Source organism: Marivita sp., assembly GCF_017643905.1.
Lineage (GTDB): Bacteria > Pseudomonadota > Alphaproteobacteria > Rhodobacterales > Rhodobacteraceae > Marivita.
The window spans coordinates 1-18,210 of sequence record NZ_JAEPMO010000096.1; the positions used below are offsets into that span (position 1 = coordinate 1).

The window sequence follows — 18,210 nt, forward strand, 5'->3', positions numbered from 1 at the left end:
GGCAGTTCGTCCGCGATCTGCGTTTCCAGTTCGGCCAAGACCTCTTCGGGTTCATGCGCCGGGATATAAAGCGGCAGCAATCGCGCCGCCGCCGCCCGGTCCACCAAAAGCCGCTCACGCAGCAGCCGGGTGTTCGACCGATCACTGTCCTCGGGCACCCAGCGCTCGTCGGTGAGCATCACGTCGACACGGCTCCAATCGAGATCGGCTGCGCACAGATCGTCGAATACGGGCCCGGGCGACGTTCCCCCCGGCACCGCCAGGACGACCCGGTCCTCATGAGTCAAGATGGTCCGCAGATCACCGGCCAGCTTGTTGGCCAGATCCATCGCCAGCATTTCGCGGTCGGGATAGGTCTGAAACTCGTAGCTCATGCCTTCACCTCGCGCCATTTGCGTCCGTCCCGGTGCATCAGCATGAGTGCATCTTCGGGACCGGAGCTTCCGGGGTCGTATGTCTTGGGCACATCATTGCGCGCTTGCCAGCCTGCGATCAAGGGATCGGTCCAGGCCCATGCCGCCTCGACCTCATCCCCGCGCATGAAGAGCGTCTGGTTGCCCCGGATCACATCCATGATCAGGCGTTCATAGGCGTCCGGCACTTCTTCGGCATCCGGCCCCAGGGCGTCGGCAAAACTCATGTCCAGCGGCACATCGACCAGACGCATGCCGCCCGGCCCCGGTTCCTTGATGGTCACGTCCAGCGTCATGCCCTCGTTCGGCTGCAACCGGATCGCCAGCACGTTGCGGTGCCGCCCGGCATCCGCACCGAAAATCGAATGGGGCGCGTCCTTGAACACGACAGCAATCTCTGACGCGCGGGCCTTCAGGCGTTTGCCGGTGCGAAGGTAAAACGGGGTCCCCGCCCAACGCCAGTTGGAGATGTGGCACTTCATGGCGATAAAGCTCTCGGTGCGCGACTTGGGGTCTTCCACATCTTCGCGGTAGCTGGGACCGTTTTCATCCGCGCCATATTGCCCGCGCACGATGTGATGCCAATCAACCGGCTCAAGCGCGCGGATCACCTTGAGCTTTTCGTCCCGCACCGCGTCGGGTTCGAATTTAGCCGGCGGCTCCATTGCAATGAGGCATAGCAACTGCATGAGGTGGTTCTGCACCATGTCCCGCATCGCGCCGGACTTGTCGTAATAGCCGCCGCGTCCACCAACGCCCACTGTTTCGGCCACGGTGATCTGGATGTGATCGACATATTGCGCGTTCCATAGCGGCTCAAACAGCATGTTGCCGAACCGGACCGCCATGAGGTTTTGCACCGTCTCCTTACCAAGATAATGATCGATGCGGTAAATCTGCGTTTCGTGGAAATGCTGCGCCAACGCGGCATTCAGCGCTCGGGCAGACTCAAGGTCATGACCAAACGGCTTTTCCACCACGATCCGACTTTCAGGTGTCGCAAGCCCGAACCTGTGCAAGCGTTCAGCGAGGTCCCCGAACAGCGATGGCGCAACCGAAAAGTAGAACGCGCGCACCGTGCTATCGCGCATCTTGCCGTTCAGTTCGACCCAACCGCCATCACCCTTGGCATCCGTGGTGACGTAGGACACGGCATCAAGAAACGCCTCCAAGGTCCCGGCTTCGCACGTCCGGCCACCGCCGAATTCAGCCACGGCGTCCGAGACCATCCGGCGATATTCGGCGTCGTCCATCTCTGATCGCGCGGCGCCAATGATCTGTGATCCTTCTGGCATTTGCCCCGCGCAGAAACGGCGGAAAAGACCTGGCAAGATCTTGCGTCGCGCCAAATCTCCGGTTCCGCCAAAGATCACAAGGTCAAACGGGTCGACGGGAATAACGCGGGATACCATGGCGCGATCCTTCCGATTCTGCTTCGCTCAGCGCCTTGTTAGCGCTAACTGGTCGGATGTAAACTGATTTCGCAATAATTGCGTCCAGTCTAACACCCATAGAACATGCTGCAATCAGGTTGCCGAAAGAACGGGCAAAGCGCCGCTCGTGCCCATCAACACGCTTGATCCCGGCCCCCCTGCATGTCACCACCGCGACAAGCAAGGAGTCCCGGATGTCCCCCCGCAAAATCATCATCGACACAGACCCCGGCCAGGACGACGCAGTTGCGATCCTGCTGGCCCTCGCCTCTCCTGACGATCTGGAGGTTCTGGGGATCACCGCCGTGGCCGGGAACGTGCCCCTGCCTCTGACACAGAAAAATGCCCGCATCGTCTGCGAACTGGCGGGCAAGCCTGAAACCCTTGTCTTTGCGGGATGCGATGCGCCCATCGCGCGCAAGCTTGTCACGGCAGAGCATGTGCACGGCAAGACCGGGCTGGACGGCCCAACCCTGCCCGACCCAACCATGCCCTTGCAGGACCAGCACGCCGTGGATTTCATCATCGAAACCCTGCGGGCCGAGGAAGAAGGCACGGTCACGCTCTGTCCATTGGGGCCGCTGACCAACATCGCTGTCGCGTTGAAGCGGGCACCTGACATTGCCGAGCGCATACAGGAAATCGTGCTCATGGGTGGCGCCTATTTCGAAGTGGGCAACATCACACCCGCCGCCGAGTTCAACATCTATGTCGACCCAGAAGCCGCCAAAAAAGTCTTTGCCTGCGGTGCTCCAATCACGGTGATGCCGCTCGACGTGACCCACAAGGCGCTGGTGACGGCAGAGCGCAACAATGCCTTGCGAGCGATTGGTACGCCCGTGGGGATCGCCGTGGCCGAGATGACCGAATTCTTCGAACGCTTCGACAAGGAAAAATACGGCAGCGCGGGTGCGCCTTTGCATGACCCTTGTGTCACCGCCTACCTTATCAAGCCGGACCTCTTCACCGGACGACACATCAATGTCGAAATCGAAACCGGCTCCGATCTGACCTTGGGAATGACCGTTGCCGATTGGTGGGGTGTCACCGACCGCGCACCCAATGCCACGTTCATGGGCGACATCGACGCCGACGGCTTCTTCGCCCTTCTCACCGAACGTCTGGGACGGCTATGAAATCCTTGCACCTCGCCTCTCCCGAGGACCTGCCACGGTTGCTGCCGCTGGTTGCGGCGTTTCATGAACACCAAGGCTTCAACACGTCGCCCGAACACCAGCACGACGCAATTGTTCCTTTGCTCGAAGGCAGTCCCCACGGCGCGATCTGGCTGATCGGCCCGCGCCGCGCGCCGGTGGGCTATGTCGTGGTCTCGTTCGGTTGGTCGGTCGAATATGGCGGCATGGACGCCATCGTCGATGAGATCTTTGTTCGCAGCGCTGTGCGCAAACGCGGCATGGGATCAGACGCGCTGAATGGTCTGTCCAAGGCGCTCAAAGACGGTGGCATAAAGGCGCTTCACCTCGAAGCGGATCAGGGCAACGAGACACTCAAACGGTTTTACCAACGCTGCAAGTTCGAGACCCGCGAAGGCTACGCCTACATGTCTCGCGAGCTGTGACGCGCTGGGGCTGGTGAGACAGACCACAAGCGCTTATATCCGCACCATGACCCTGCACATTCCCTTCGACAACAGTTACGCCGCCCTGCCCGACACGTTTTATGCGCGGGTCAAACCGGAACCGGTCAAGGCTCCATCGCTGATCGCGATCAACGACGCTCTTGCCCGCGACCTTGGCATCGACGGGCTGGACGATCCGAACCTTGCGGCGCTCTTTGCCGGCAACGCGATCCCAGACGGCGCGTCGCCTTTGGCGCAACTCTACGCGGGGCACCAGTTTGGCCAGTACAATCCGCAGCTCGGCGACGGCCGTGCGATCCTGCTGGGCGAAACCATCGGCACCGACGGCATCCGCCGCGACATCCAGCTCAAAGGCTCGGGCCGGACGCCATTTTCCCGCATGGGCGACGGGCGCGCATGGCTGGGTCCGGTGCTGCGCGAATACGTGGTAAGCGAGGCGATGCACGCGCTTGGTGTGCCGACGACTCGCGCACTAGCCGCTGTTCGCACAGGCGATGTTGTGGTGCGTGAACGCCCCCTTCCCGGCGCCATTCTGACCCGCGTCGCGCAAAGCCACCTGCGCGTCGGCACGTTTCAGGTCTTTGCCGCCCGTGGAGACATCAAGGCGCTGCAAACCCTCTTTTACTATGCCGTGGCCCGGCACTATCCCGATGCCACTGATCCTGCCTCTTTCCTTGGTGCGGTCATGCGCCGGCAGGCGGCTTTGGTCGCCCACTGGATGAGCCTCGGCTTTATTCACGGCGTGATGAACACCGACAATTGCAGCATTTCCGGCGAAACCATAGACTATGGTCCCTGCGCCTTCATGGATAGCTACCACCCGGAGACCGTCTATTCCTCCATCGACCGCTACGGACGCTACAGCTATGCCGCGCAGGCGGACATCATCGTGTGGAACATGGCCCAGCTTGCAACCGCGCTGTTGTCGCTGATGCCTGACCCCGAAGCATCGGTCGAAGCCTTCACGGCGCAGATCCACACAATGCCCGAGATGATCCGCGCGGAATGGCTGCGGCGGTTCGGGGTAAAGATCGGCATCGCCGATCCGACGCCAGACGATGCCGCGTTGATCGGGGACCTGTTGACGCTGATGCAGACAGCCGAAGCCGATTTTACCAACACCTTCCGGGGTCTGGTGGACGGCACCGCGCGCGATCAGTTTGCTGATCCGACCGGGTTCGATCACTGGTCCGAGACTTGGCAAACCCGCATCGCGAGTGAAGACGACCCAAAGGGTCGGATGAGTGCCGCCAACCCGGTTCTGATCCCACGCAATCACCAGATCGAAGCCATGATCACCGCAGCCGTGGGCGGCGACGATGCCCCCTTCGCGCGCCTGATGACGGCTTACGCAACACCCTATGGGGCCAATCCCGATTTCGACGATCTGCGCAACCCTCCCGCCCCCGAAGAGGTGGTTCAGGCCACGTTCTGCGGCACCTGAGCGGGGCGTTTGCGCCGCCGGTTGATCAGGACAATCCCCACAGCAACAAGCGCCATCGCGCCAAGGAAACCCGGCCCCACCGGCTCGTCGAGCAACAGCCAACCCATGCCCACCGCCAGAACCGGTGACAGGAAACTGAACGCTGCAATGTCGGACGCCGGATAGACGGCCATCAGCCGCAGCCAGAACAGGTAACCGAGGCTGGCAACGAAGATCACCTGGAACAACAGACCTGCCACATGCACCCCCGTCGGTGCGCGCAAAAATTCTCCGAAAAGCGGTGCCCCCGCCAGCAAGCACACAGCCGAAACTGAGAGCTGCCAGAACAACTGGCTCTCTGCGGGCAGTTCCGACACTCGCGTGAGGCGCACCGTCAGGGCAATGCCCGCCCATGCGAACGCTGCCGACAAGGCCAGTACGTCCCCCAAAAGGCTCCCGGCTTCGCGCGATTGCGGATCGAAAAGCGCCCAGATCACCCCGGTCATCGCAAGGAGCAATCCAAGCAAGCGTCGCCAGGACAGAGTTTCCCCCGGAAGCACAAAATGTGCGATCAGTGCCAACCAGATCGGCATCGAATAGAACAGGATCGACACGCGCGACACAGTCGTCAGGTCAAGGGCAATGAAAAGGAAGATGAACTCGATGGTGAACAGGCCGCCCAGCAAAAGGCCCGGCCCGATCGTGCGCCGCACCCCTTCAAGCCGTCGGCCCAGAACCAAAAGCCAAACTCCCAAAACCAGCAAAGCTAGGCCCGATCGCAATCCTGCGGCAAAGACGGGACCAAACCCGCCATTGGTGACTTTGATCACCACTTGGTTGAACGCCAGCACAGTGGCGAACACAACAAGGCTTGCGGCCCCTGTCAGATCAATTGCATCTTTACGGTCCATCTGCGTCAGGGACACCCGCAGGCCCGAAGGGTCAAGCGGAAAACGCTGCAAGCGGGCGCAGTCAAATCCGCACAGCGCAAAGGTTTTTCCACATCCCGCCCGCGAATCGGGCATCCTATGCACAGCAAAATCAACCTGATCGCCGGGAGTAAGAAGTATGAGTCTCATGGGAACACTGGCCAAAGTGGCCATCGGATACGCCGCAGCGCGTGGCGTGGATCATATGTCCGGAGGCAAGGGCCTTGGCGGGCTGATGGGCGGCGCTCAAGTGCCGGGCGACAACCCTCTGGCGCAGATTCAGTCGCAATTGGGCCAGATGATGGGCGGTGCTGGAGGATCGAATCCGCTCGCTGGGATCATGGAAAAGATGCAATCCGGCGGGCTTGACCTGTCGTCGATGCTGGGCGGTGGGGCTGCTGGCGCAGACGCGGGCGACAAAGGTGGTCTGCTGTCACAGCTTGGCGCTGGTGGTGGCGGGGCCGGTCTGGCCGGTCTTTTGGCCGCAGCCGGTGGTATGGCCGCGATGGGCGGCAAGAACATGGGTGGCATGCTGGATCAGTTCGCCAAATCGGGCGCGGCAGCCCCACAGGCCGAGGAAACCGCAGCCCTGATGCTACGGGCAATGATTCAGGCGGCAAAATGTGACGGCGGCATTGACGAGGCCGAACGCGCCAAGATTCTCGACACAGTGGGCGAGGATGCCGATGCCGAAGACATTGCCTTCGTGCAGGAACAACTGGCCGCCCCCGTCGATGTCGACGCGCTGGCAGCCGACACTCCCGCGCCGTTGCGGACGCAGGTCTATTCTGCATCGTTGATGGCAATCCGCCTCGATACTCAACCCGAGGCGCAATACCTCGACGCGCTCGCCCGCGCGATGGATTTGGACCAGCCGACAGTGAACGCACTGCATATGCAGATGGGGGTTCAGCCGCTTTACAGTTGATCCTGACGCAGATCCATGAAAGGCATTTTGCTGGCCTGTCTCGGTGTCCTGATCCTGACACCGGACGCGCTCCTGATCCGTCTGTCCGGCCTTGAAGCCGCACCGCTGGTCGCATGGCGCGGGCTGGCGATGGGAACGCTTTTTCTGACCGCAGCAACACTCACCGGCCAGCTGCGCCTTTTCCCAAGGCTTGCCTCCGGCGTTGGGGTGGCATTGGTACTGGCACAATGGGCCAATGCCTCGCTCTTTGCGCCTGCGATTTCGCTGGCCCCGGTGGCGCTGGTCCTGATCGCGGTGGCGACAGTGCCGATCTGGGCCGCCATCCTGTCCCGCGCGCTCTACGGCCAACCCACGGGCACCGCGACATGGATCACCATCGCCGTGGTCAGTGTGGGCATCGTGATTGCCATGTCCGGCAAAAGCGACATCGCCTTCAGCGCAACTGCTTTGATCGGCGTGGCGTGTGGCCTTGGCGTGGCGCTGAGCCTGGCGCTCAGCTTCACGCTGCTGCGCCACAACCCGGACATGCCGCTTCTGCCTGCCGTGGGGACCGGATCGATGCTGGCCGGGCTGACCGCCTTCGCCCTCACATCTCCGCAAGAGATGACATCCGGCACGACATGGGCCATCGCCGTCGCAAGCTTTATCGTGCTTCCTGCCTCGTTCTACCTCATGTCCGAAGCTTCGCGTCACACAGCTTCTGTACATGTAAGTCTGGTGCTCTTGCTCGAGACTGTTCTGGGCCCGCTCTGGGTCTGGATGGTGATCGACGAAGCCCCAACCGCGACGATGCTCACCGGCGGGACTATTGTCGTTGCCACACTCGCCACCTATCTCTGGCACCTCCGCCGCAGAGCGTGAAAAAGTCGTTTGCGCATTCTGGCATTGCCCGGCGCAGTTCGGTAAACCAGAGCGCACCAAGACAAGAGGCCCGGCGATGTCCGAAACCATCCTTTCCCGCTGCGAAGCGCAGGGCCTGCGCCTGACGGAACAACGGCGCACCATCGCACAGGTGCTTGAGGATGCGACCGACCACCCGGATGTCGAAGAACTCTACGCCCGCGCCTCAGGGCGGGATCCCAATATCTCGATCGCAACGGTTTACCGGACGGTAAAATTGTTTGAAGAGGCGGGCATCCTTGAGAAGGTTGATTTCGGTGATGGCCGCGCGCGCTACGAAGACGCCGAACGCGATCACCACGACCATCTGATCGATCTGCACACCGGCAAGGTCATCGAATTCGTCGACCCCGAGATCGAGGCGCTTCAGGAAAAGATCGCGGCCAAGCTGGGTTACACGCTGAAAGGCCACAAGCTCGAACTCTACGGCGTACCGATCAAGAAATAACCGACACGCGTCGCGGCACTGGCCTCTACTGAAAAAGAGGCGTAGCTGCACAGCATGCAAACCGTTCGCGCCATCCTCCTGATGATCCTTGCGATGGCGCTTTTGGCGCTCAGCGATGTGTTCATCAAACTGTCGTCACAGGTTCTTTCCCCCGGCCACGTGATGTTTTTCCTCAGCCTTGGCGGAACCTTGTGCTTCATCCTCATCGCGAAATGGCAGGGTGCGAAACTGCTCAGCCGCGATGCGCTGCACCCGTGGGTGCTGGCCCGCAGCGGGCTCGAGATCGTCGGCGGGCTTGGCCTTGTGCTGTCCATCGGAGTGATCCCTCTGTCGCTCTTTGCGGCGATCATGCAGATGGCACCGCTGGTCGTGACGCTTGGTGCGGCGATCTTCCTCAAGGAACCCGTTGGCCTGCGCCGCTGGCTGGCGATCTTTGCGGGCATCATCGGCATGCTTCTGGTGATCCGCCCCGGTGCCGACGGCTTTGAACCCGCAGCACTTTTCGCGGTGATGGGCGTCTGTGGGCTGGGTCTGCGCGATCTCATCACCAGGCTATCGCCGTCTCACATCCCGTCCATTTCGCTGGCAACTTGGGGGTTTTCGGCAACCATCCCTATTGGCCTTGGCCTGATCCTGATCTCTGACGCGCCCACCCAGATGAGCGCCATCACCGCGTGGCACATGGGCGCGGGAATCGTGGTGACGGCGCTGGGTTACTACGCGGTGACGCAAGCGATGCGCATGGCCCCTGCCGCCATCATATCACCCTTCCGCTACACCCGGTTAATCTTCACGATGAGCCTTGGCATCCTGATTTTCGGAGAACGTCCGGACGCGATGACCCTGATCGGTGCGGCGATTATTCTGGCCGCCGGGCTCTATGCGCTTTACCGCGAACGCAAACTGGCGCTGGAACAGGACCGGCTCAAGCAACAGGCTGCCCGTTAGCGCTATCATGCATAGTTTACTTTGCGTCCGTCCCTGCTATACCGCCGCGTAAATGCAGCTTCATCAGGACCAAGCGCAATGAGCACCATCATCGACATCCACGCCCGTGAAATCCTTGACAGCCGGGGCAACCCGACCGTCGAAGTCGACGTCACTCTTGAAGACGGCACCATCGGCCGCGCCGCTGTGCCCTCGGGTGCGTCCACCGGAGCGTATGAGGCCGTCGAGAAGCGCGATGGCGACAAGAGCCGCTATATGGGCAAAGGCGTTCTCGAAGCTGTGGCCGCCGTGAATGGCGAGATCGCGGATGAGATCGTCGGACTCGACGCCACCGAACAGGTCGGCATCGACATGACGATGATCGAACTCGACGGTACCGACAACAAGGGCCGCCTTGGAGCAAACGCCATCCTTGGTGTCAGCCTTGCCGTCGCCAAAGCAGCCGCAGATTTCACGGCACAGCCGCTCTTCCGCTATGTCGGCGGCACGTCGGCACGCTTGTTGCCGGTGCCAATGATGAACATCATCAATGGCGGCGAACATGCCGACAACCCTATCGACATTCAGGAATTCATGATCATGCCGGTGGCGGCTGAAAACATCCGCGACGCGGTGCGTATGGGCTCCGAAGTGTTCCACACGCTGAAGAAAGAGCTGTCCGCCAAAGGCCTGTCGACCGGACTGGGTGATGAGGGCGGCTTTGCCCCTGAACTTGGCTCCACCCGCGAGGCGCTTGATTTCATTCTGAAATCCATCGAAAAAGCGGGCTACACGCCGGGCGATGACATCATGCTCGCCCTCGATTGCGCCGCGACCGAGTATTACAAGGACGGCAATTACGTTTATGCGGGCGAAGGCAAGACCCTCACCTCGGACGAGAACGTGGCCTATCTGCAAGCGCTGGTGAACGACTACCCGATCCTGTCCATCGAAGATGGCATGTCCGAAGACGACTGGGACGGCTGGGCGATGCTGACCGAAGTGCTGGGCGACAAGGTGCAGCTTGTAGGCGACGACCTGTTCGTCACCAACCCGGCCCGTCTGGCCGATGGCATCGCGCGCGGCTGTGCGAACTCCATGCTGGTCAAGGTCAACCAGATCGGCACGCTGACAGAAACGCTCAAGGCGGTCGATATGGCCCACCGCGCGCGCTACACAAACGTGATGAGCCACCGCTCGGGCGAGACCGAAGATGCGACGATTGCCGATCTCGCGGTGGCTACGAATTGCGGTCAGATCAAGACCGGCTCGCTGGCGCGCTCCGACCGGTTGGCCAAGTACAACCAGCTGATCCGTATCGAGGAAATGCTGGCGGAAACCGCAGAATATGCAGGGCGGTCGATCCTGCGCGGGTAATCATTTCGAATTTTCCTTCGGAAAATCCGACAGGCCGGGCGCTGCGCGCCCGGCTTTTTTTTGCGTATTTGCAAAGAGAAGAAGATCAGGCGCGCGTTCAGCTGCCTGCTTTCGGGTCCTTGTAGATGCCTTGCTCTTTCAGCGCGTCCACCACTTCGGCAGGCATGTATTCCTCGTCGTGTTTGGCAAGGATTTCAGAGGCTTCAAACACGCCGTTGATGTATCGCCCCGTGCCGACCATGCCTTCGTTCTCGGAGAAGAGATCCGGCAGCACACCCGAATAGACCACCGGCACTGTCGCACCGCCATCGGTCACGCTGAAGGACACGGTCGATCCCTGCCCCCGCACGATGGAGCCTTCTTCGACCAGACCGCCGATGCGGAACACTTCGTTGGGCGCGGGCGGCTCCGCGATCACCTGGCTGGGAGACCGGAAAAAGTTGATCCCGTCCCGCATGCCATAGCCGATCAGCGCCGTCGACAGGATCAAGGCAACCGTCGCAAGCGCGACCACCTGGATCCGGCGTTGCTTTTTCAGCGATTTCAGGGCCATGACGTCCTCCCAACCGAACCTGCTTCAATATATACACGCAAACTTCGTTCGCAAACTGCGGCAAACCAATTTGCCGCAGATCCGACCGATCATTTTTCCGGCTGCACGTGATCTTAAGCCGTCAACGTCACAGAGTCTTCGTCCCAAGAATTTGGAGTCGACCCAGAAATTTCTGGGCACACCGGCTCAAGGGAAACACGGCGCAAGCATTAGACCCGCGGTCTCTTCCAGACCCAGCATCAGGTTCGCGTTCTGCAACGCCTGCCCGGATGACCCTTTGGTCAAATTGTCGAGCGCCGCCACGATGATCGCACGGCCCGCGATCCGATCTCCTGTCACCCCGATGTGGCAGAAGTTCGATCCGCGCACGTGATGGGTCGAGGGTGTCTCTCCGAATGGCAGCACTTCGATGAAGGGTTCGTCCGCATAGGCTTTGCTGAGCGAAGCGTGGATCACCTGCGGATCACCGCTGACATAGCAGGTGGCAAGAATGCCTCGGTTCGCCGGGATCAGATGCGGAGTGAACTGTACGCGCACCTCTTCGCCCGCCAAGGCGCTGAATTCCTGATCGAATTCGCCCAGATGCCGATGCGTGCCTCCGACGGAATAGGCATTATAGCCCTCCGACAACTCGGCATGCAGCAGGTTCTCTTTCAAAGACCGGCCCGCCCCGGATACCGCACATTTGAGGTCGAGGATGATGTCCTTTAGCCCGATCACCCGGTCGGAAATCAGCGGCCGCAGGATGTATTGCCCCGTCGCCGCATTGCACCCGGTGCCTGCAACCAGCCGTGCCTCGCGAATGGCGTCGCGGTAGAACTCGGTCAGGCCGTACACCGCCTCTTTCTGCATTTCGACCGCCGCATGCGGATTGCCATACCATTTCTGGTACTCCGCTGGATCCCGCAGCCGGAAATCCGCGGACAGATCCACGATCTTGAGGTCCGTCGGCAGTTTCGCGATCACTTCCTGGCTGGTCTTGTGCGGTAGCGCGCAAAAGCAGAGGTCGATTTCAGAGAAATCAATCTCTTCCCACGTCACCAGCTTTGGCAGGTCAAGATGGCGCAGGAACGGAAATACCTGCGCGATGGTCTGCCCCGCCTTGGAATTCGCGGCCAAGGCGGCGATCTCCATGTCAGGATGGGTGGCGATGAGGCGCAGCAGTTCCGCTCCGGTATAGCCGCTTGCACCAATGATGGCGATTTTACAGGTCATGTGGTCACTCCCAGTGACGAAAATTCTTGAAAAAGGATCTGGTGAGGCTCAGGCGGCCTTGAAGTCGATCCGTCGTCGCAGGAATTGCGTGGCGTGATCCGACACACGCTTCGCATCGCCCGTGGTCAGGAACATCGATTCTGTGCCCGGACCCTTCATGTCTGGGTGGCGGACAAGATAATCGGCCAGCGACTCGGCCACGAGGTTTGCCTGACTGTAGACGGCAACCTCAGGACCCAAAGCATCCTGAAAGATCTCCTGCATCAGCGGATAATGCGTGCAGCCCAGAATGGCCGCCTGCGGGTTCGGCATCTTGCGCTTGAGTGCATCCACATGAGACCGCACCAGCGCTTCGGCCAAAATCATGTCCCCGTCTTCGATGGCATCCACAAGACCGCCGCAGGCTTGCGCCTCCACGTCCACGCCAATGGCGCGGAAGGCGAGTTCGCGCTGAAACGCCCGGCTGCGCACCGTGGCTGGCGTCGCAAACAGCGCCACATGCTGCACCGCCACTTCGCGCGGCGGGGAATTGTCGCCCCATTGCCGCTCGGTCAAAGCCTCGATCAGCGGCACGAACACACCCAAGACGCGTTTGTCACGCGGCACCCAGCTTTCCTGCATCCGCCGGAGCGCTGCCGCCGAAGCCGTGTTGCAGGCCAGAATCACCAGATCGCAGCCCGCATCCCACAGCCGTTCCGTCGCCGCGCAGGTGAGGGTGTAGACATCATCGGCATCGCGCACACCGTAGGGCGCGTGTTTGTTGTCACCAAGATAGACAAACGGCACGTCAGGCAGCCGCTTGGACACCGCGTCCAGAACCGTCAGCCCACCCAAACCGCTGTCAAATACGCCTACCGCCATCTCGCCCTCGCGCACGCGGCAGGGGATGGTGTTCAGCCACGCACCCGGTGCCGCTCTTCAAACTCAAAGCCGTAATCGTAAGACGCATACGGCGTTGGAGACAGCTCATACGTGGCTTTGCGCAGAAAATCCATCAGCTCTCGCGCGTCTTTTTTGCGGCTGTCGATTTCATGTGCGGGGATCGGTGCACCAATGACGATGCGCACCGGGGTGTCGACCCGTTTGCGGAATTCCTTGATCAGCAACCCCATCCGCAACGTTGTGTGAAGATGGCTGGCCAATTGGAACAAGCGGCTGGTGTGTCCGTCGAAATAGATCGGCACGACGGTGGCGTTGGATTTGGCGATCATGCGCGCCGTGAATCCGCGCCAGCCCGGATCCATGGGTTTTGCAAAAGGCGTCACCGCAGTTGAAACGGTTCCACCGGGAAACACGCCAACGCTGCCACCCTCACGCAGATAGTCGAGCGCCACCTTGCGCGTTTCGATGTTCTGCGCGACCGCCTCTTTGGTTTCGTCGAAATTGACCGGCAGGATGATCCGGTCAAGATCGACCGCCTTGCGGAACACCTTGTGCGCAAGGATGCGGAAATCGCCGCGCGTGACCGACAGGATGTGGCCAAGGATCAGCCCGTCGAGGATGCCATAGGGGTGGTTGGCGATCACGATCAACGGACCGGTACGTGGGATATTGTCGAGCGAGCCGCCCACCACGTCGAGGCTCAGGCCATAACGGTCGACCATGACCTCCCAGAAATCGCGGCCTTGGGCGACCTCGTCCTGATAGCCCGCAGCGCGTTTTATCAGACTGAGCCGCCCGGTGGCGTTTTCCATCAGACGGATCATCGCACGGCCCGGTTTGGACCGCGCCGAGTAAGAGTAAGAAATGTCACGGGCGGCGGAAGACGTCACCAATCAAGCTCCGAATACCTTGGATCGCGCCCAGCTAGCGCATTTTGATTTATCCGCAAAGATGTAACAGTTCCTTAAAAGTCCTGTGACGCATCATTCGGCAGCCTGCTTCAATCCGGCCCCACCAGACCTCAAAACCGCAAGCAATTCTTCCCTGCGTTTTTCCGCCTTTGCAGCGGTGGCATGCTTGACCGGGCCAAAGCCGCGGATCTGGAGTGGAAGCTCTGCCAAGGCCACCAGAGCATCCAGCGTTTCCGGCTTCGCCTTGGGCAACCATTCGCGCAGATCCGCCTCATATTGCTTGATCAGCGCGCGCTCCATACGGCGTTCCTCGGTGCGGCCGAACGGGTCGAACGGGGTGCCGCGCAGCCATTTGAGTTTCGCCAAAAGGCCAAAGCCGCGCAGCATCCCCTCACCATACTGCTTTTTCATGGGCCGACCGTCCGGCCCTGTCCTGGACAGCATGGGCGGCGCAAGGTGTAACGACATTTTGAAGTCGCCGCCAAACTGCTCTTCCGCCTTGGCACGGGTTTCGAGATGCAGGCGCGAGACCTCGTATTCGTCCTTGTAGGCCAAGAGCTTGTGATAGCCCTTGGCCACCGCCTCTGTCAGGCGGGGATCGGAGACACCGTCCACCAACTTACGGTAGCGCTTGGCATAGCGGGTGCTTTGATATTTTACCAAATGGTCAAATCTGTATGCGATCTTCTCGTCCAGCGTTTTGGGCAGCGGGATCACCTTGGGTTCCGCCACCCGCGCTGCCTCTTGCGGATGAAGAACCGCCCAGCGCCCAATCTCGAAGGCCCGGATGTTCTTTTCCGCCGCCGCCCCGTTCAACTCGATGGCCTGAATGATCGCATCGTAGGTCAGCGGCACCAGTCCGCGCTGCCACGCGGCGCCAAGGATCATCATGTTGGAAAAGATCGAATCCCCCAATGTGGCTTTCGCCAGTTCAGACGCATCGAACAGATCGAGCCTGTCCCGTAGCCGCGCCCGAAGCGAGACGGTCAACCGGTCGGTAGGCAGCGCAAACTCAGTGTTACGGGTGAAATCGCCAGTGATGATCTCGTGGCTGTTGACCACCCCACCCGTACGACCCGTACGCATCAGGCCGAGCGTCTTGGCCCCGGCGCTGACCACCAGATCGCCACCAATGAGCGCGTCGGCCTCACCGGTGGCAACACGAATGGCGCTGATATCGCCGGGGGTGTTGGCCAGCCGCAGGTGGATATGCACAGCGCCGCCCTTCTGTGCGAGGCCTGCCATCTCCATCATGCCAGCGCCTTTACCGTCGATCTGCGCTGCCTGCGCCAGAACCGCACCGATGGTGACGACACCCGTGCCGCCAACGCCTGTGACAACCACATTCCATGTGCCGTCGATCTTGGGCAATTCCGGCGCGGGCAGATCCGGCAAGTTGAGCGATGTTGTCGCCGCCTTCTTCACCAGTGCGCCTTCCAAGGTTACGAAAGACGGGCAAAACCCTTTGAGACAAGAGAAATCCTTGTTGCAGGACGACTGATCAATCGCCCGCTTGCGGCCCAATTCGGTTTCCTTGGGCACGATGGACACGCAGTTCGACTGCACCCCGCAATCGCCGCAGCCTTCGCAGACATCGGTGTTGATGAACACGCGCTTGTCCGGGTCGGGAAACTGGCCCCGCTTGCGGCGACGCCGTTTTTCGGCAGCGCAGGTCTGGATGTAGACGATGGCGCTGACACCTTCGGTCTTTGCAAACTTCGCCTGAACGGTTTGCAAATCCGCGCGTTCCGCAAATTCAATGCCTTGCGGGAAGGAGTTGAGGTCCACATCCTCTTTCTCGTCATAGACGACCGCAAGGTGCTTGACCCCCATCGCTTTCAGTTCCGACGCGATCTGCTGCGGGGTCAACCCACCGTCATTCTTCTGCCCGCCGGTCATGGCGACGGCATCATTGAAGAGGATCTTGTAGGTGATCGTCGTCCCCGACGCGATGGCCGCGCGGATCGCCTGCACGCCGGAGTGGTTGTAGGTGCCATCGCCGATGTTCTGGAATACATGTGGAGTTTTCGAGAAGAGCGACTCGCCAATCCAGTTGGCCCCTTCGGCCCCCATATGGGTAAAGCCCAGTGTCTCGCGGTCCATCCACTGCACCATATAGTGACAGCCGATCCCGGCATAGGCGCGGCTGCCCTCGGGCACTTTGGTGGAGCTGTTATGTGGACAGCCCGAACAGAAATACGGCAGGCGCGCTGCGATCTCTTTCGCGTTGTCGGCTTTCTTCGCCTCATCAATGGCATGCATACCGGCCTTGATGCGATCTGTGTCGCGGCCCTCTTCGATCAGGATCCCACCAAGCTTTTCCGCGATCAGGATCGGATCAAGTGCGCCGCGGGTCGGGAACAGTTCTTCGCGGTGAAGACCACCCGCACCGCCTTTGTACCAGCCATAGACGCGGACACGGTTGTCGTCGAAAAGCGCCTCCTTGATCTGGACTTCGATCAGCTTGCGCTTTTCCTCGACCACGACGATCAGTTCCAGCCCTTCGGCCCAATCGTGAAACCCGCGCATGTCCAGCGGCCATGTCTGGCCGACCTTGTAGGTGGTGATGCCCAAGCGCTCGGCCTCGGCCGCGTCGATACCCAGCAGCGACAGTGCATGAACAAGGTCGAGCCAGTTCTTGCCCGCTGCCACAAAGCCGATCTTCGCGCCCGGCTTTCCCCAGATTCGTTTGTCCATTTTGTTGGCATGGGAAAACGCCTCGGCGGCAAAGCGTTTGTGGTCGATCATCCGCGCCTCTTGTGCGTGCGGCGTATCGACAAGGCGGATGTTCAGCCCGCCTTCGGGCATGTCGAATTCTGGCACCACGAAAGACATCCGGTCCGGGCGACCATCGACGACCGAAGTCACCTCGACCGTGTCCTTCATGGTCTTGAGACCCACCCAAAGCCCCGAAAACCGCGACAGGGCAAAGCCATAGAGGCCGTAATCGAGAATTTCCTGCACGCCCGCAGGCGACACCACGGGCATGTAGGCGTCGATCATCGCCCATTCCGACTGGTGCAGTACGGTCGAGGATTCGCCCGTGTGGTCATCCCCCATTGCCATCAGCACACCGCCATGGGGCGACGTCCCCGCCATATTGGCGTGCTTCATCGCGTCGCCTGACCGGTCCACCCCCGGCCCTTTGCCATACCAGAGGCCGAATACACCGTCATAGCGTCCTTCTCCGCGCAACTCGGCCTGCTGCGCGCCCCAAAGGGCTGTTACGGCCAGGTCTTCGTTCAACCCTTCCTTGAAGGTCACGTCCGCAGCTTTGAGGAACCGCTCGGCCCGGTGCATCTGCATGTCGACCGCACCAAGAGGCGAGCCGCGATAGCCTGTGACATATCCTGCGGTGTTCAGCCCCGCAGCCGTGTCGCGAGCCTTTTGCATCAGCATCAAGCGCACCAATGCCTGGGTGCCATTCAGCAGCACCGGCGATTTTGAAAGATCGAACCGATCGTTCAGAGTGATCTCGGCTTTGGTCATTTGACGCCTCCCCGCGTGAAATGTGCCTATAGATTAACACAAATTTAGGTCACAATTGCTGACCTTACCACAAAATTCTTTTGAAATTTCAGTGTTACGTGAAGTTGTCATTCATATAACGACTTATGTCATGTAAACCGCTTCTGACGATTGAAAGAGTAAGCAATGGACTGGGACAAGCTCAGAATATTTCACGCGGTTGCCGATGCGGGCAGTCTGACCCATGCCGGGGACACGCTGCACCTGTCTCAATCCGCCGTGTCCCGGCAGATTCGGGCACTTGAGGAATCGCTGAACACGGTTCTGTTTCACCGCCATGCGCGGGGACTGATTCTGACCGAACAGGGTGAATTGCTGTTCGACGCGACCCGGTCGATGAACAAACGCATCGAAGCCGCCACCGCGCGCATCCGCGACAGCGAAGAAGAAGTGTTCGGCGAATTGCGCGTCACCACGACCATCGGGTTCGGGTCGCTCTGGCTCGCACCACGTCTGCCCAAGCTCTACGAAAAATACCCTGATCTGAACATCGACCTGATGCTGGAAGAGCGGGTGCTCGATCTGCCGATGCGTGAAGCGGATGTCGCGGTGCGGATGAAGGAACCGAGCCAAGCCGACCTGATCCGCAAGAAACTGATGTCGATCCGCATGCGGCTCTATGCGTCGCCGGAATACCTTGCCCAGAACGGCACGCCGGAAACGATGGAGGACATGGCCCATCACCGGCTGATCTGCCAAAATCCCCGTGCGGCACAGGTCAGCGCCGGCATGATCATGGTTCA

General features: G+C 60.5%; 17 protein-coding genes. 9 read left to right on the plus strand and 8 right to left on the minus strand.

Annotated elements, in window-relative coordinates; all coding sequences use genetic code 11:
- On the minus strand, positions 1-374 hold a 374-nt coding region (locus JJ869_RS15245; protein WP_292268363.1), incomplete at its 3' end, for a 6-phosphogluconolactonase.
- Positions 371-1,825, minus strand: coding sequence for a glucose-6-phosphate dehydrogenase (gene zwf, locus JJ869_RS15250; RefSeq protein ID WP_292268364.1), 1,455 nt, complete (start codon positions 1,823-1,825; stop codon positions 371-373). The genes zwf and JJ869_RS15245, both read right to left, overlap by 4 nt.
- Before the next feature lie 215 nt (positions 1,826-2,040).
- Between zwf and JJ869_RS15255 the strand changes: the two genes are divergently transcribed.
- Genes JJ869_RS15255 through JJ869_RS15265 form a run of 3 tightly spaced genes read left to right on the plus strand, consistent with a single transcriptional unit; the run spans position 2,041 to position 4,890 of the window.
- Complete coding sequence (locus JJ869_RS15255) at positions 2,041-2,982, plus strand: nucleoside hydrolase (RefSeq protein WP_292268365.1); 942 nt, start codon at positions 2,041-2,043, stop codon at positions 2,980-2,982.
- Positions 2,979-3,425: a GNAT family N-acetyltransferase gene (locus JJ869_RS15260; protein WP_292268366.1), complete on the plus strand. Its 447-nt coding sequence runs from the start codon at positions 2,979-2,981 to the stop codon at positions 3,423-3,425. The genes JJ869_RS15255 and JJ869_RS15260 overlap by 4 nt, the downstream gene beginning before the upstream one ends.
- Positions 3,426-3,471: 46 nt before the next feature.
- Complete coding sequence (locus JJ869_RS15265; protein ID WP_292268384.1) at positions 3,472-4,890, plus strand: protein adenylyltransferase SelO; 1,419 nt, start codon at positions 3,472-3,474, stop codon at positions 4,888-4,890.
- On the opposite strand, the gene JJ869_RS15270 is transcribed toward JJ869_RS15265, so the two are convergent.
- Positions 4,866-5,780: a DMT family transporter gene (locus JJ869_RS15270; RefSeq protein ID WP_292268386.1), complete on the minus strand. Its 915-nt coding sequence runs from the start codon at positions 5,778-5,780 to the stop codon at positions 4,866-4,868. The two genes, JJ869_RS15265 and JJ869_RS15270, sit on opposite strands and share 25 nt — an antisense overlap.
- 157 nt (positions 5,781-5,937) lie before the next feature.
- Here JJ869_RS15270 and JJ869_RS15275 point away from each other — a divergent pair, with 157 nt between their 5' ends.
- The 5 genes from JJ869_RS15275 to eno all read left to right on the plus strand — a co-directional run bounded on the left by JJ869_RS15275 (position 5,938) and on the right by eno (position 10,378).
- Complete coding sequence (locus JJ869_RS15275) at positions 5,938-6,726, plus strand: DUF533 domain-containing protein (RefSeq protein ID WP_292268367.1); 789 nt, start codon at positions 5,938-5,940, stop codon at positions 6,724-6,726.
- A gap of 15 nt (positions 6,727-6,741) precedes the next feature.
- The gene (locus JJ869_RS15280) at positions 6,742-7,587 is read left to right on the plus strand and encodes a DMT family transporter (RefSeq protein ID WP_292268368.1); all 846 of its coding nucleotides are present in this window, start codon (positions 6,742-6,744) and stop codon (positions 7,585-7,587) included.
- 76 nt (positions 7,588-7,663) lie between these two features.
- Positions 7,664-8,074: a Fur family transcriptional regulator gene (locus tag JJ869_RS15285; RefSeq protein WP_292268370.1), complete on the plus strand. Its 411-nt coding sequence runs from the start codon at positions 7,664-7,666 to the stop codon at positions 8,072-8,074.
- A 54-nt stretch (positions 8,075-8,128) separates the two neighbouring features.
- Positions 8,129-9,022, plus strand: a complete 894-nt coding sequence (locus JJ869_RS15290; protein ID WP_292268372.1) for a DMT family transporter — start codon at positions 8,129-8,131, stop codon at positions 9,020-9,022.
- A gap of 78 nt (positions 9,023-9,100) precedes the next feature.
- A complete protein-coding gene (gene eno / locus JJ869_RS15295; RefSeq protein ID WP_292268373.1) occupies positions 9,101-10,378 on the plus strand; it encodes a phosphopyruvate hydratase in 1,278 nt (425 codons plus the stop codon).
- 97 nt (positions 10,379-10,475) lie between these two features.
- On the opposite strand, the gene ccmE is transcribed toward eno, so the two are convergent.
- The 5 genes from ccmE to JJ869_RS15320 form a co-directional block, all read right to left on the minus strand.
- Positions 10,476-10,931 carry a cytochrome c maturation protein CcmE gene (ccmE, locus tag JJ869_RS15300; protein WP_292268375.1) on the minus strand — a complete coding sequence of 152 codons (456 nt, stop codon included), beginning with the start codon at positions 10,929-10,931 and terminating at the stop codon, positions 10,476-10,478.
- A 186-nt stretch (positions 10,932-11,117) separates the two neighbouring features.
- A complete protein-coding gene (gene argC / locus JJ869_RS15305) occupies positions 11,118-12,146 on the minus strand; it encodes an N-acetyl-gamma-glutamyl-phosphate reductase (protein ID WP_292268377.1) in 1,029 nt (342 codons plus the stop codon).
- 48 nt (positions 12,147-12,194) lie between these two features.
- Positions 12,195-13,007, minus strand: a complete 813-nt coding sequence (locus tag JJ869_RS15310; protein WP_292268379.1) for an aspartate/glutamate racemase family protein — start codon at positions 13,005-13,007, stop codon at positions 12,195-12,197.
- A gap of 32 nt (positions 13,008-13,039) precedes the next feature.
- The gene (locus JJ869_RS15315) at positions 13,040-13,852 is read right to left on the minus strand and encodes a lysophospholipid acyltransferase family protein (RefSeq protein ID WP_292268388.1); all 813 of its coding nucleotides are present in this window, start codon (positions 13,850-13,852) and stop codon (positions 13,040-13,042) included.
- 159 nt (positions 13,853-14,011) lie between these two features.
- Positions 14,012-17,428 (minus strand): indolepyruvate ferredoxin oxidoreductase family protein, encoded by a 3,417-nt coding sequence (locus JJ869_RS15320; RefSeq protein ID WP_292268381.1) that lies wholly within the window; start codon positions 17,426-17,428, stop codon positions 14,012-14,014.
- Between the two features lie 165 nt (positions 17,429-17,593).
- On the opposite strand from JJ869_RS15320, the gene JJ869_RS15325 reads away from it, so the two are divergent.
- A partial coding sequence (locus tag JJ869_RS15325) for a LysR family transcriptional regulator (RefSeq protein ID WP_292268382.1) occupies positions 17,594-18,210 on the plus strand: 617 nt, incomplete at its 3' end.